Origin of the sequence: Streptomyces sp. NPDC047841, from assembly GCF_040704085.1 — a bacterium.
GTDB lineage: Bacteria > Actinomycetota > Actinomycetes > Streptomycetales > Streptomycetaceae > Streptomyces > Streptomyces argyrophylli.
This window is the reverse complement of record NZ_JBEYRP010000009.1, coordinates 305,420-319,036: the sequence shown is the minus strand read 5'-3', so window position 1 is coordinate 319,036 and position 13,617 is coordinate 305,420. Positions and strand designations below refer to the sequence as shown.

The following is a 13,617-nucleotide window of genomic DNA, read 5'->3' as shown; positions in this document are numbered from 1 at the left end:
GGTCAGTCGTCGTCGCCGTGGATGCGCCGTCGCACGGACAGCAGTTCCACCTCGGGGCGGCCGGCGACCAGCCGCTCGCACCGGTCCAGGACGTCGGTGAGGTGCGCCACGTCGCCGGAGACCGCGGCGAGGCCGATGACCGCCCGCCGGTGGAGGTTCATGTGGTCCACCTCGGCCGCGCTCACGGCGTACTTCCGCTGGAGTTCGGCGACGATCGGGCGGACGACGGAGCGCTTCTCCTTCAGCGAGTGGACGTCGCCGAGGAGGAGGTCGAAGGACAGAGTCCCCACGTACATGTGTGCAACCGGTTCACCCGCCGGTACGGGATCGGTGGCCCCGGGTCCGTGTGGGCCGGGGACATCAAGAACCGTACCGCGTACCCGCCGGTGGCTCGACAGGCTTTCGGTGCGGCCGGCCGGACGGGCGCCCGGCGCAAAACGGCGCGCTGGCCGACGGGACCGCAGTCCCGCCGGCCAGCGCGAACCCCAGGCGTTACGCCCGCGGCTTCTCCCGCATCTCGTACGTCGCGATGACGTCGTCGACCTTGATGTCGTTGAAGTTTCCGAGGTTGATACCACCCTCGTAGCCTTCGCGGATCTCGGTGACGTCGTCCTTGAAGCGACGCAGTCCCTCGATGTTGAGGTTCTCCGCGATGACCTTGCCGTCGCGGATGAGGCGCGCCTTGGTGTTGCGCTTGACCTCGCCGGAGCGGATGAGGACACCCGCGATGTTGCCCAGCTTGGACGAGCGGAAGACCTCGCGGATCTCCGCCGTACCGAGCTCGACCTCTTCGTACTCCGGCTTGAGCATGCCCTTGAGGGCCGCCTCGATCTCCTCGATCGCCTGGTAGATGACCGAGTAGTACCGGACGTCCACGCCCTCGCGCTCGGCCATCTGCGCCGCGCGGCCGGCCGCGCGGACGTTGAAGCCGATCACGATGGCGTCCGAGCCCATCGCCAGGTCGATGTCGGACTCCGTGACCGCACCGACGCCGCGGTGCAGGACGCGGATGTCGACCTCTTCGCCGACGTCCAGCTGGAGCAGGGAGGACTCCAGGGCCTCGACCGAACCGGAAGCGTCACCCTTGATGATCAGGTTCAGCTGCTGGACCTCGCCGGCCTTGAGCACCTTGTCCAGGTCCTCCAGCGAGACGCGGCGCGTGCGCTTGGCGAAGGCCGCGTTGCGCTCGCGGGCGGCGCGCTTCTCGGCGATCTGACGGGCCGTACGGTCCTCGTCGACCACCAGGAAGTTGTCGCCCGCACCCGGGACGTTGGTCAGGCCCAGGACCTGCACCGGCGTCGAGGGGCCGGCCTCGGCGACGTTGTTGCCGTTGTCGTCGAGCATGGCGCGCACACGGCCGTAGGCGTCGCCCACGACCATCGTGTCGCCGACCCGCAGCGTGCCTCGCTGGACGAGGACCGTCGCCACGGCACCACGGCCGCGGTCGAGACGGGACTCGATCGAGATGCCCTGCGCGTCCTGGTTCGGGTTGGCCCGCAGGTCGAGCGAGGCGTCCGCCGTGAGGATCACGGCCTCCAGCAGCGAGTCGATGTGCAGACCCTGCTTGGCGGAGATGTCGACGAACATGGTGTCGCCGCCGTACTCCTCGGCCACCAGGCCGTACTCGGTCAGCTGACCGCGCACCTTGGTCGGGTCCGCGCCCTCGACGTCGATCTTGTTGACCGCGACGACGATCGGCACGTCGGCCGCCTTGGCGTGGTTGAGCGCCTCGACCGTCTGCGGCATGACGCCGTCGTTGGCCGCGACGACCAGGATCGCGATGTCGGTCGACTTCGCACCACGGGCACGCATGGCGGTGAACGCCTCGTGACCCGGGGTGTCGATGAAGGTGATCTTGCGCTCTTCGTCGTTGACCTCGGTCGCGACCTGGTAGGCACCGATGTGCTGGGTGATGCCGCCGGCCTCGCCCGCGATGACGTTCGTCTTGCGGATGGCGTCGAGCAGCCGGGTCTTACCGTGGTCGACGTGACCCATGACGGTCACGACCGGCGGACGGACCACCAGGTCCTCGTCGGAGCCCTCGTCCTCGCCGAACTCGATGTCGAAGGACTCGAGCAGCTCGCGGTCCTCCTCCTCCGGGCTGACGATCTGAACCGTGTAGTTCATCTCGTCGGCGAGGAGCTGGAGGGTCTCGTCGGAGACGGACTGGGTCGCGGTGACCATCTCGCCGAGGTTCATCATGACCGCGACGAGGGACGCCGGGTTGGCGTTGATCTTCTCCGCGAAGTCGGTGAGCGACGCGCCGCGGGAGAGACGGATGGTCTCGCCGTTGCCGCGCGGCAGCATCACGCCGCCGACGCTCGGGGCCTGCATGGCCTCGTACTCCTGGCGACGCTGCCGCTTCGACTTGCGGCCACGACGCGCCGGACCGCCGGGACGGCCGAAGGCGCCCTGCGTGCCACCACGGCCACCGGGACCGCCGGGACGGCCGCCGAAGCCGGGACGGCCACCGCCGCCACCGCCGGGACCACCGGGACGGCCGGCGAAGCCGCCGCCACCGCCACCGGGACCACCGGGACGACCGGCGAAGCCGCCACCGCCACCACCGGGACGGCCGGCGAAGCCGCCGCCACCGGGACGACCGCCGCCGCCGCCACCGGGACGACCGGCACCGGCCGGGCCGCGACCGCCACCGGGGCCGGGACGCGGGCCGGCAGCGGGACGCTGCGGCATCATGCCGGGGTTCGGACGCGGACCGGCCGGGCCGGGACGCGGACCGCCCTGCGGCCGGGGCATGCCGGCCGGCGACGGACGGGCACCGCCCGGAGCCTGCGGACGCGGACCGCCGCCCTGGGCGCCGGGCGCCTGCGGACGGGGACCGGCGCCGGGGGCACCGCCGGGGCCGGGACGCGGACCGCCCTGCGGGCGCGGGGCCTGCGGACGGGCCATGCCGGCGTTGCCGCCGGAGGTGAAGGGGTTGTTGCCCGGACGCGGACCGGCCGGACGGGCACCGGGACGCGCGGCCTGGCGCTCGGGGCGGCCACCGCCCTGACCCGGACGGGCACCCTGGCCCTGGCCGGGGGCCGGACGGGCGCCACCGGGCTTCGGGGCACCGGGACGGGCGCCGGGACGCGGACCCTGGGCGGCCGGAGCCTGCGGGGTCTGCGCGGCCGGGGCCGGCGGAGCGGTGAACTCCGGGGCGGCCGGGGCCGGACGCGGCGCGGGCTTGGGACCCGGCACCGGGCGCGGGCCCGGGGCCTGGGCGGGCGCCGAGGGGGCCGACGGGGCGGCCGGCTGCTGGGCAGCGGGCGCCGTCGCGGGCTTGGGGGCCGCCGGCCTCGGGGCCGGAGCAGCCGGACGGGCCGCCTGCGCCGGAGAGGGCGCGGCGGGCCTGGGGGCAGCCTTGCGCGGGGCGGGCTTGCCGGCGGACTTGCCGTTGCCACCGCCCTGGAAGGCGTCGGTCAGCTTGCGTACAACCGGCGCTTCGATGGTCGAAGACGCCGAACGGACGAATTCACCGAGTTCCTGGAGCTTGGCCATGACGACCTTGCTCTCGACACCGAACTCCTTGGCGAGTTCGTAGACCCGGACCTTAGCCACTTCGCTCCTTTGAGGTCCGGGTTGAAGCCGGACCGTCGCTAGTTCATGGGCGTACTCATCGCGTACTCATCGAGTGCTCATCGCAATCTCGACCTGCTTTCGACTCGCGAGGTACCAGACCGCACGGGGTTCCGTGCGGCTTGTCTTACTGCGTTGCCTGCTCGGCAACTGTTGTCTGCTCGACGTATCGGCGCAACGCCTTTGTGTCGAGCGGTCCCGGGACGCGCAGTGCCCGCGGGAACGCCCGGCGGCGTACCGCCTGGTCGAGACAGACCAGGGCGGGGTGTACGTACGCACCCCGGCCGGGCAGCGTACCGCGAGGATCGGGGACGCACGCGCCCTCGGTCTTCACGATCCGCAGGAGATCGTTCTTGGCCGCCCGCTCCCGGCACCCCACACAGGTGCGTTCAGGGCGTGCTCGGTCATGCGTCCGGCCAGACACAGCTAAGTCTACCTCCCCGTACCGACCTCACCCCTTCGGGGCAAAAATCGAACGGCTGTTGTCGTGATCTCAGCGCCGGGCGGCTTGGATCTATTCCCCGGCGCCCCGGCCGCTCCCCGGTCTACTCCCCGGCCTGCTCGGTGTCGGGCCGGATGTCGATCCGCCAGCCGGTCAGCCGGGCCGCCAGGCGGGCGTTCTGGCCCTCCTTGCCGATCGCCAGCGACAGCTGGTAGTCCGGCACGGTCACCCGCGCGGACCGGGCGGCCATGTCCACGACCTCCACCTTGCTCACCCGAGCGGGTGACAGGGCGTTCGCGACCATCTCCGCCGGGTCGTCCGACCAGTCGACGATGTCGATCTTCTCGCCGTTCAGCTCGCCCATCACGTTGCGCACCCGGCCGCCCATGGGGCCGATGCAGGCGCCCTTGGCGTTCAGGCCCGAACGGGTGGACCGTACGGCGATCTTGGTGCGGTGACCGGCCTCACGGGCGATCGCGGCGATCTCCACGGACCCGTCGGCGATCTCCGGCACCTCCAGGGCGAAGAGCTTCTTCACCAGGTTCGGGTGCGTACGGGAGAGGGTGACGGACGGCCCGCGCACGCCCTTGGCCACCCGGACGACGTACGACCGCAGGCGCATGCCGTGCGGGTAGGTCTCGCCGGGCACCTGCTCCTGCACCGGCAGGATGGCCTCCAGCTTGCCGATGTCCACCAGCACATTCTTCGGGTCGCGGCCCTGCTGGACCACACCGGTGACGATGTCGCCCTCGCGGCCGACGTACTCGCCGAGCGTCGCGTCGTCCTCGGCGTCGCGCAGCCGCTGGAGGATCACCTGCTTGGCGGTGGTGGCGGCGATGCGGCCGAAGCCGGACGGGGTGTCGTCGAACTCCCGGGGCTCCTGCCCCTCGGCGAGGTCGTCGGGGTCCTCCTTCGCCCACACGGTCACATGCCCGGTCTCCCGGTTGAGCTCCACGCGCGCGTGCCGGCGGCTTCCCTCGGTGCGGTGGTAGGCGATGAGGAGGGCCGACTCGATCGCCTCGACCAGCAGGTCGAAGGAGATCTCCTTCTCCCGAACCAAGCCCCGCAGGGCGCTCATGTCGATGTCCACGGCTACGCCTCCTCCTCTTCCTTCATGTCCTTCTCGCCGGCCGGGCCGGCGCTGTCCTTGCGGTTGAACTCGACCTGCACGCGCGCCCTGGCGATCTCCGGGAAGCCGAGTCTGCGGGCGGTGGCCTTGCGGCCCTTCACGCCGGGCACCTCGACGTCGACGCCCTCGTCGTCGACCTGAAGGATCCGCGCGACCAGCTCGCCGCCCTCCGTGAGCTGGAACCTCACGAGCCGGTCGGTGGCGCGCACGAAGTGCCGGTGCTCGGTGAGGAGGCGCTCCGCGCCGGGGGTTCCGACCTCCAGGTCGTACGCCGCGTCACCCATCGCGTTCGTCTCGTCCAGCTTCGCCGAGAGCGCGCGGCTCACATCGGCGATGGCGTCCAGATCCGCCCCGGTGTCGGAGTCGACGACCACGCGCAGCACCCGCTTGCGTCCGACGGAGTCCACGGCGATCTCTTCGAGATCCAGCCCCTGGGAGGTGACGAGCGGTTCCAGCAGCTCTCGCAGCCTCTCGCTCTGGGTGGTGCTCATCCGGGTGACTCCTCGGCCGCGTGTGCTGTTGTGGGATGGGTCGCGTGTCTGATCAAAGGGTACTGCCTCCGGCGGGGGCCGGATCGCAGGAGAGGTCCGGGGCGGTTCGCGGGCGGGACGGTCGGCCGCCGAGCCGGTGACGCGAGGCGGAGGGACTCGCGGGTACCGTGATCAACGGCGGGCCGGCATTCCCGCCCGTGTGTTCGTACGAGCCCCCGAGGACGTCAGCCGTGCCGTACCCCCCGCCTCCGCGCGTGCCCCCGGGGCCGCGCAGAAGAACCCTGCTCGCCTCGGCCGCCGGCGGCGCCCTGCTGGTGGGCTGCTCGGCCGGACCCGGGTCCGGCGACGACGGGCCGTCGGCCGCGCAGCGGGCACGCGCGCGTGCGGCGCGCGACAGCCGGGGCCTGCTGGCGCGGTACGACGCCGTGCTCGCCGCGCATCCCGGGCTGGCGGAGCGGCTGCGCCCGCTCCGGGCCCAGGTGGCGGCGCACGCGGCGGCCTTCACGGACGGTACGGCGCCCACGGCCTCCGCCACGGCCACCGCCTCGCCCGCTCCCGTCCCGGCCGGCGAGAAGGACGCCGTGACCGGGCTGGCCGCCGCCGAGCGCGCCCTCGCCGACCAGCGCGCCAAGGACCTGCTGGAGGTGCCGGGCGAGCTGGCGCGGCTGCTGGCGTCGGTCGCGGCGGCCGGGGCCGCGCACGCGTACCTGCTGACGGAGGGGGCCAGGTGAGCGACGGGACCGAGCGGGCCGCGGATGCCGAGCTGACCGCGTTGCAGGCCGCGCTGGCGGCGGAGCACGCGGCGGTGTACGGGTACGGCGTCGTGGGCGGACGGATCGGCGAGCCGCGGCGGGCGGAGGCGCGGTCCGCGTACGACGCGCACCGCGCGCGCCGGGACGCGCTGGTGCGCGCCGTGCGCGACCTGGGCGGCGCGCCGGTCGCCGCGAGCGCCGCGTACGCGCTGCCGTTCCCGGTCGAGGACCGGGCGACCGCGCTGCGGCTGGCCGCGCGGCTGGAGGAGCGGGTCGCCGGCGTGTACTCGGACCTGGTGCGGGCCACGAGCGGCGCGCGGCGGGCCGACGCGGCCGGGGCGCTGCGGGAGGCCGCGGTGCGGGCGGTGCGCTGGAGCGGGGGGAGCGTAGCCTTCCCTGGTCTGGCCGAGCGGTCCGGCGAGCGGACCGGTGCGGCCGGCACGGCACCGTCGCCGTCCGGGTCGCCGGCGCGTTGACCGCCGGCGGGGCGGCAGGACGGCAGGACGGCACCGGACACGATCGACAACGGGATCAGGACGGGAGACTCGGGCGGGGTCCCGGCAGCACAGGACACGAAGGGAACGACTCGCGCATGGCTTTCGAACCGCCGCAGCGCCTGGTGCGGGCGCTCGGTGAGACGGCACCGGCCGGTGACGACTGGCTGGCGCGGCTGCCCGCGGTGGCCGAGCGGGCCGTCGCCCGGCGTGAGTTGACCGTCGAGCGGGTGCAGGTGCCGGGCGGCCGCAGCAGCCTGGTGGTGCTGGTGCGGCGGGCCGACGGTGCCCCGGCCGTGCTGAAGCTGGCGCCGCCCCGGGCCCGCCCGGAGAGCGAGCGGGCGGCGCTGGCGCACTGGGGCGGGCTGGGCGCCGTACAACTGCTCGAAGCCGAGGCGGAGGACGGGGTGCTGCTGCTGGAGCGGCTGCACCCGGACGTGTCGGTGCGGTCGCTGCCGGAGGCGAAGGCGCTGCTGGAGGCGGCGGGCACGCTGCGCAGGCTGTGGGTCGCGCCGCCGGCCGGGCACGTCTTCGAGACCGTCGCCGAGCGGACCGGACGGCAGGCGGTGGCGATGCGGGCGGGTGCCGGAGCCGACCCGGAGGCGGCCCCGCTGGTGGAGGCGGCCCTCGCCGCCCGTGCCGAACTGCTGGCCGCGCCGCCCGAGCACCTGCTGCTGCACGGCACGTTCCGGCAGAGCAAGGTGCTCTCCGGGGACCGGATGCCCTGGCTGGCGGTGGGCCCGGACCCGGTGGTCGGCGAGAGCGCCTTCGATCTGGCGCGGCTGGTGCGCGACCGGGTGGAGGACCTCATCGCGGCGTCCTCCGGGCCGTCCACCACCCGGCGCCGGATCAAGCGCCTCGCCGAGTCGCTGGAGGTCGACCAGGAACGGCTGCGGGGCTGGACCCTGTTCCGGGCGGTGGAGTCGGGGGTGCGGGCCCGCCGGGTCGGCCGCGAGAAGGACGCGGAACTCCTGCTGGAGTTCGCGAGCTGGCTCTGACCAGCCGACGCCGCCGTGCCCGCACCTGCGACGAGGAGCGGCACCATCGAGCCTGACGCGGGGGCCTGGCGCGGGCGGGCCGCGTCGGCCGGCGCGGGGCTGATGCACCGGGGCCGCGCGGGCTGGTGGTGGTCCGGTGCGCGCAGGCCGCGCAGGCAGCGGAGCGCACCAACGCGAGGGGCCCCGCGCGAGCGCGGCCGAACGACAGCGCCTTGCGGAGCGAGGCCGGGCCACAGGGCCCGCGAGCCGTGGAGAACAAGCCCCCCGGCACCACCGAGCCAGGCGCGGCGGAGCCTAGGGCGCGCGGGCCGCGCAGCGCGCCAACCGGAGAAGATCCTCCCGCGCGAGCGCGGCCGAACGACAGCGCCTGGCGGAGCGAGGCCGGGCCACAGGGCCCGCGAGCCGTGAAGGACAAACCCCCCGGCACCACCGAGCCAGGCGCGGCGGAGCCTAGGGCGCGCGGGCCGCGCAGCGCACCAACCGGAGAAGATCCTCCCGCGCGAGCGCGGCCGAACGACAGCGCCTGGCGGAGCGAGGCCGGGCCACAGGGCCCGCGAGCCGTGGAGAACAAGCCCCCCGGCACCACCGAGCCAGGCGCGGCGGAGCCTAGGGCGCGCGGGCCGCGCAGCGCGCCAACGGGAGAAGATCCTCCCGCGCGAGCGCCGCCGAACGACAGCTCCTTGCGAAGCGAGGCCGGCCCGCAACGCCGGGGAGCCGTGAAGGGCAAGTCGCCCGGCGCCGGCGAGCCGGACGCGGCGGGGCCTGACGCGCACGAGACGCGTCGGCCGGCGGCAGCCCGGTGCGCGCAGGCCGCCCAGGCGACGGACGGCGCCAACGCGAGAAGCCCCGCGCGAGCGCCGCCGAACGTCAGCGCCTGGGTGAGCGGGGCCGGGCCGCCAGGCCCGTGAGCCGTGACGGCCAGGTCGCCCGGCGCCACCAAGCCAGGCGCGCACCAGGGCTCCGGGCACGGCTACCGTGCCCGGGCTCACGGACTACGCGGGCTCACGGGACGCCCCGGTCCCATGAGACACCCGTGTTCGTGGACACCCCTGGCGAACCCGGGGTGTCCCTCGCGCTGTCGCTCCCGCTTACCGTGCGGTCAGGCGGGCGATCGCGGCCTCGACCGTCAGTTCCTCGCGCTCGCCGGTCTTGCGGTCCTTCAGCTCCAGGACGCCCTCGCCGGAGCGGCGGCCGGCGACCAGGATCTGCGGGACGCCGATCAGCTCCGCGTCGGTGAACTTCACGCCCGGGGAGACCCCGGCGCGGTCGTCCACCAGGACGCGGACGCCCGCGGCGGCGAGCTTGTCGGAGACCTCGAGGGCCAGCTCGGTCTGGAGCGCCTTGCCGGCGGCGACGACGTGCACGTCGGCCGGGGCGATCTCCTTGGGCCAGACCAGGCCGTGCTCGTCGGCGGTCTGCTCGGCGAGCGCGGCGACGGCACGGGAGACGCCGATGCCGTAGGACCCCATGGTGACGCGGACCGGCTTGCCGTTCTGGCCGAGGACGTCCAGCTTGAGCGCGTCGGTGTACTTGCGGCCCAGCTGGAAGATGTGGCCGATCTCGATGGCGCGGTCCAGCTTCAGGCCGGTGCCGCACCGGGGGCAGGGGTCGCCCTCCTGGACCACCACGACGTCCACGTACTCGTCGACCTCGAAGTCCCGGCCGGCGACGACGTTCCTGGCGTGCGTGTGCTCCTTGTTGGCGCCGGTGATCCAGGCGGTGCCGGGGGCCACGCGCGGGTCGGCGATGTACTTCACCTTCTCGCCCAGGCCCTGCGGGCCGACGTAGCCACGGACCAGGTCGCCGCGCGCGGCGAAGTCCGCCTCGGTGACCATCTCGACGGTGGCCGGGGCGAAGTGCGCCTCGACCTTGCCCAGGTCCACCTCGCGGTCCCCGGGCACGCCGACGGCGACGATCTCGCCGTCCACCTTGACCAGCAGGTTCTTCAGCGTGGCGGAGGCCGGGACGCCGAGCGAGGCGGCCAGCGTCTCGATGGTCGGGGTGTCGGGGGTCGGGATGTCCTCGGCGGCGGGCACGCCGGAGGCGTCCACCGGCTTCAGCTCGTACGTGATCGCCTCGGTGTTCGCGGCGAAGTCGCAGTTCGGGCAGTCGGCGAAGGTGTCCTCGCCGGCCTCGGCCGGGGCGAGGAACTCCTCCGACTTGGAGCCGCCCATGGCGCCGGCGGTGGCCGCGACGATGCGGTAGTCGAGGCCGAGGCGCTCGAAGACGCGCTGGTAGGCCTCGCGGTGCAGGGCGTAGGACCGGGCGAGGCCCTCGTCGTCCAGGTCGAAGGAGTACGAGTCCTTCATCAGGAACTCGCGGCCGCGCAGGATGCCGGCGCGGGGCCGGGCCTCGTCACGGAACTTGGTCTGGATCTGGTACAGGATCACCGGCAGGTCCTTGTAGGACGTGCACTGGTCCTTGACCAGGAGGGTGAAGATCTCCTCGTGGGTGGGGCCGAGGAGGTAGTCGCCGCCCTTGCGGTCCTTGAGCCGGAACAGCTCCTGGCCGTACTCGTCCCAGCGGCCGGTGGCCTCGTAGGGCTCACGCGGCAGCAGGGCGGGCAGCGTGACCTCCTGGGCGCCGATGGCGTCCATCTCCTCGCGGACGACGCGCTCGACGTTGGCGAGGACCTTCTTGCCGAGGGGCAGCCAGCTCCAGATGCCGGCGGCCGTGCGGCGGACGTAGCCGGCGCGGACGAGGAGCTTGTGGCTGAGGACCTCGGCGTCCGCCGGGTCGTCGCGCAGCGTCTTCGCCATCAACTGGGACATGCGCTGGACCGGTGCGTTGGCCATGGTTCTCGTACTCCTGCCGGGTAAAGGTGATGGCATGGAGGTTAGCCGGGCCGCCCGTGCCGGTGGAAATCGGTTAACGCCTGCGCAGTGGCAGCGGGGCGCCCATCACGGCGTACGGCCTCGGCGCGCTCGGGAAGTGGACCCGGCGGGCGAGGTCGACGTAGCCGAGGGAGTGGTAGAGGCCGCGGGCGGGGCTGTCGGTGTCGATCGCGGAGAGGATGGAGCGGGGTTCGTCGGCGGTGTCGGTGATGGTGGTGATCAGACGCCGGCCGATGCCGCGGTTCTGGTGGTCGGGGTGGACGTGCAGTTCGGTGATGACGAAGGAGTCGTCCAGCCAGAAGTCGTTGCCGCCCGCGCGCAGGTAGGGCTCGACGACGGTGGACCACCAGTGGGTACGGCTGTTCGGCATGCCGTAGACGAAACCGACGAGCCGTCCCCGGACGGTGGCCCCGTAGGCGCGCGCGCCGCGGTACTGCATGTGCCGCTGGACGATCTGCCGGCGCACGGCGACCTCGTCCGGGCCGAGCCCGAAGGCGAGGGCTTGGACGGCGAGGGCCTCGTCCACGTGGGCGGTGAGGTCCAGGGGGCCGATCACGAGGTCCATGCGGGGAGCGTACAGGGCGGTCAGAAGAGCACGCTCATGAAGGCTCCCACCTCACGGAAGCCCACCTTGCGGTACGCCCTGCGCGCCGCGGTGTTGAAGTCGTTCACGTACAGGCTGACCACGGGGGCCACATCGGCCAGGGCGTAGCGCAGTACGGCCGCCATGCCGGGGGCCGCCAGGCCCCTGCCCCGGTACTCGGGGGCCACCCACACGCCCTGGATCTGGCAGGCCTGGGGGGTCGCCGCGCCGATCTCCGCCTTGAACACGACCCGGCCCTGGTCGTCGACGCGGGCGAAGGAGCGGCCGGAGCCGACGAGTTCGGCGACCCGGGCCTGGTAGAGCAGGCCGCCGTCGCCGGCGAGGGGCGAGACGCCGACCTCCTCGGTGAACATCGCCACGCACGCCGGCATGATCGTCTCGATCTCGTCCTTGCGGACGCGGCGGACGTACGGGTCCGGGGTGATGTCGGCCGGCATGCGGTCGGTGACCATCAGCGGCTGGTGGGCGCGGACCTCGCGGGCCGGGCCCCAGTGCGGCTCCAGCAGCCGCCACAGTCCGGCGGTGGATTCGGCGGGGCCGACGATGGAGGAGCAGCGCCGGCCGGCCCGGCGGGCGCGGTCGGCGAAGGCGCGGACGGCGCGGGGGGTGGCGCAGATCGGCACGAGGTTGGCGCCCGCGTAGCACAGGGACGTGAGCATGCCGTCCTCGTACCAGCCCCACATCTCGCCGCCGAGCCGCCAGGGGTCGAGGCCCGCGACCTGGACCCGCGAGGTCACGAAGGCGTTCGCGACCGGCTCGCGGTCGAGGACGGCGAGCGCGGCGTCCAGGTCGCCGGGTTCGAGCACTCGTGAGGTGGTCTGGGTCAACACGTGCGGGGCCTCACGCTGGGGGTCTGCTGATCTCCGCACTATAGCCGCGCCGGCTTTGCGGTGCGCCTCCGAGGCCGGGGGCCGGGATCGCCGCCGACGCGCGCCGGCCGTGGCCGCGCGCCCCCGTGGCCGAGCCGCACATCCAGCGTGGCCCCGCGCCCCTTGCGGGGCGCGGTCCGGCCGGTGCCGGAAAGCTCAGCCCGCCACCGACACCGACGGTTCGCCGGAGGCGACGCCCTCGGCCTCCATCTGCTCCGCCAGCTTCATGGCCTCCTCGATGAGGGTTTCCACGATCTTGGACTCGGGGACGGTCTTGATGACCTCGCCCTTGACGAAGATCTGCCCCTTGCCGTTGCCGGAGGCGACGCCGAGGTCGGCCTCGCGGGCCTCGCCGGGGCCGTTGACGACACAGCCCATGACGGCGACGCGGAGCGGGACCTCCATGCCGGTCAGGCCGGCGGTGACTTCTTCGGCGAGCTTGTAGACGTCGACCTGGGCGCGGCCGCAGGACGGGCAGGAGACGATCTCCAGGCCGCGCTGGCGCAGGCCGAGCGACTGGAGGATCTGCAGGCCGACCTTGACCTCCTCGACCGGCGGGGCCGAGAGGGAGACCCGGATCGTGTCGCCGATGCCCTGGGAGAGCAGGGCACCGAAGGCGACGGCCGACTTGATCGTGCCCTGGAAGGCGGGGCCGGCCTCGGTGACGCCGAGGTGGAGGGGGTATTCGCACTGTTCGGCGAGCTGCCGGTAGGCCTCGATCATCACGACCGGGTCGTTGTGCTTGACGGAGATCTTGATGTCGCGGAAGTCGTGCTCCTCGAAGAGGGACGCCTCCCACAGCGCCGACTCGACCAGGGCCTCGGGGGTGGCCTTGCCGTACTTCTGGAGCAGGCGCTTGTCCAGGGAGCCGGCGTTGACGCCGATGCGGATCGGGGTGCCGTGGTCCTTGGCGGCCCTGGCGATCTCCTTGACCTTGTCGTCGAACTGCTTGATGTTGCCGGGGTTGACGCGGACGGCGGCACAGCCGGCCTCGATGGCGGCGAAGACGTACTTGGGCTGGAAGTGGATGTCCGCGATCACCGGGATCTGGGACTTCTTCGCGATGGTGGCGAGGGCGTCGGCGTCGTCCTGGGTGGGGCAGGCCACCCGGACGATCTGGCAGCCGGAGGCGGTCAGCTCGGCGATCTGCTGGAGGGTGGCGCCGATGTCGGACGTGCGGGTCGTGGTCATCGACTGGACCGAGACGGGCGCGTCTCCGCCGACCGCCACGCTTCCGACCTGGATCTGCCGGCTCTTCCGGCGCTCGGCGAGCTTGGTCGGAACGGACGGCATGCCGAGAGAAATCGCAGTCATCTGCTGTGCAACCCCAAGTCGTGAATCAAGGTCCGGTCCCGTGCAACGGCGGGCTCCAGGCTTTGAGATTACGGCACCGGGTCCCGCGTCAGCACATCCCACCCGTAAACC

12 protein-coding genes are annotated in these 13,617 nt (G+C 73.3%); 3 read left to right on the top strand and 9 right to left on the bottom strand.

Going from position 1 to position 13,617, the window contains the following annotated elements:
• Positions 1 to 2: 2 nt before the first annotated feature.
• The 5 genes from AB0947_RS17375 to rimP all read right to left on the bottom strand — a co-directional run bounded on the left by AB0947_RS17375 (position 3) and on the right by rimP (position 5,641).
• On the bottom strand, positions 3 to 296 hold the full coding sequence (locus tag AB0947_RS17375; RefSeq protein WP_366751173.1) for a DUF503 domain-containing protein: 294 nt from the start codon (positions 294 to 296) through the stop codon (positions 3 to 5).
• A gap of 196 nt (positions 297 to 492) precedes the next feature.
• Positions 493 to 3,561, bottom strand: a complete 3,069-nt coding sequence (gene infB / locus AB0947_RS17370; protein ID WP_366751172.1) for a translation initiation factor IF-2 — start codon at positions 3,559 to 3,561, stop codon at positions 493 to 495.
• A gap of 145 nt (positions 3,562 to 3,706) precedes the next feature.
• Positions 3,707 to 4,003, bottom strand: a complete 297-nt coding sequence (locus tag AB0947_RS17365; RefSeq protein WP_366751171.1) for a YlxR family protein — start codon at positions 4,001 to 4,003, stop codon at positions 3,707 to 3,709.
• A 121-nt stretch (positions 4,004 to 4,124) separates the two neighbouring features.
• Entirely contained in the window at positions 4,125 to 5,111 is a 987-nt protein-coding gene (gene nusA / locus AB0947_RS17360) for a transcription termination factor NusA (RefSeq protein ID WP_366751170.1), read from the bottom strand.
• Positions 5,112 to 5,113: 2 nt separating this feature from the next.
• The gene (gene rimP, locus AB0947_RS17355) at positions 5,114 to 5,641 is read right to left on the bottom strand and encodes a ribosome maturation factor RimP (RefSeq protein ID WP_366751169.1); all 528 of its coding nucleotides are present in this window, start codon (positions 5,639 to 5,641) and stop codon (positions 5,114 to 5,116) included.
• 230 nt (positions 5,642 to 5,871) lie between these two features.
• Here rimP and AB0947_RS17350 point away from each other — a divergent pair, with 230 nt between their 5' ends.
• The 3 genes from AB0947_RS17350 (at position 5,872) to AB0947_RS17340 (ending at position 7,885) form a co-directional block, all read left to right on the top strand.
• Positions 5,872 to 6,372, top strand: a complete 501-nt coding sequence (locus tag AB0947_RS17350; protein WP_366751168.1) for a hypothetical protein — start codon at positions 5,872 to 5,874, stop codon at positions 6,370 to 6,372.
• Positions 6,369 to 6,869, top strand: a complete 501-nt coding sequence (locus AB0947_RS17345; protein ID WP_366751167.1) for a ferritin-like domain-containing protein — start codon at positions 6,369 to 6,371, stop codon at positions 6,867 to 6,869. Before AB0947_RS17350 ends, AB0947_RS17345 begins: the two co-directional genes overlap by 4 nt.
• Positions 6,870 to 6,985: 116 nt before the next feature.
• The gene (locus AB0947_RS17340; protein ID WP_366751166.1) at positions 6,986 to 7,885 is read left to right on the top strand and encodes an aminoglycoside phosphotransferase family protein; all 900 of its coding nucleotides are present in this window, start codon (positions 6,986 to 6,988) and stop codon (positions 7,883 to 7,885) included.
• A 1,088-nt stretch (positions 7,886 to 8,973) separates the two neighbouring features.
• Here the strand turns inward: AB0947_RS17340 and AB0947_RS17335 are convergent.
• The 4 genes from AB0947_RS17335 to ispG form a co-directional block, all read right to left on the bottom strand.
• Positions 8,974 to 10,680: a proline--tRNA ligase gene (locus AB0947_RS17335; protein WP_366751165.1), complete on the bottom strand. Its 1,707-nt coding sequence runs from the start codon at positions 10,678 to 10,680 to the stop codon at positions 8,974 to 8,976.
• A 73-nt stretch (positions 10,681 to 10,753) separates the two neighbouring features.
• Entirely contained in the window at positions 10,754 to 11,284 is a 531-nt protein-coding gene (locus AB0947_RS17330; RefSeq protein ID WP_171152346.1) for a GNAT family N-acetyltransferase, read from the bottom strand.
• 20 nt (positions 11,285 to 11,304) lie between these two features.
• On the bottom strand, positions 11,305 to 12,153 hold the full coding sequence (locus tag AB0947_RS17325; protein WP_366751164.1) for a GNAT family N-acetyltransferase: 849 nt from the start codon (positions 12,151 to 12,153) through the stop codon (positions 11,305 to 11,307).
• Positions 12,154 to 12,348: 195 nt separating this feature from the next.
• Positions 12,349 to 13,506, bottom strand: coding sequence for a flavodoxin-dependent (E)-4-hydroxy-3-methylbut-2-enyl-diphosphate synthase (gene ispG / locus AB0947_RS17320; protein ID WP_366751163.1), 1,158 nt, complete (start codon positions 13,504 to 13,506; stop codon positions 12,349 to 12,351).
• Positions 13,507 to 13,617 lie beyond the last annotated feature (111 nt).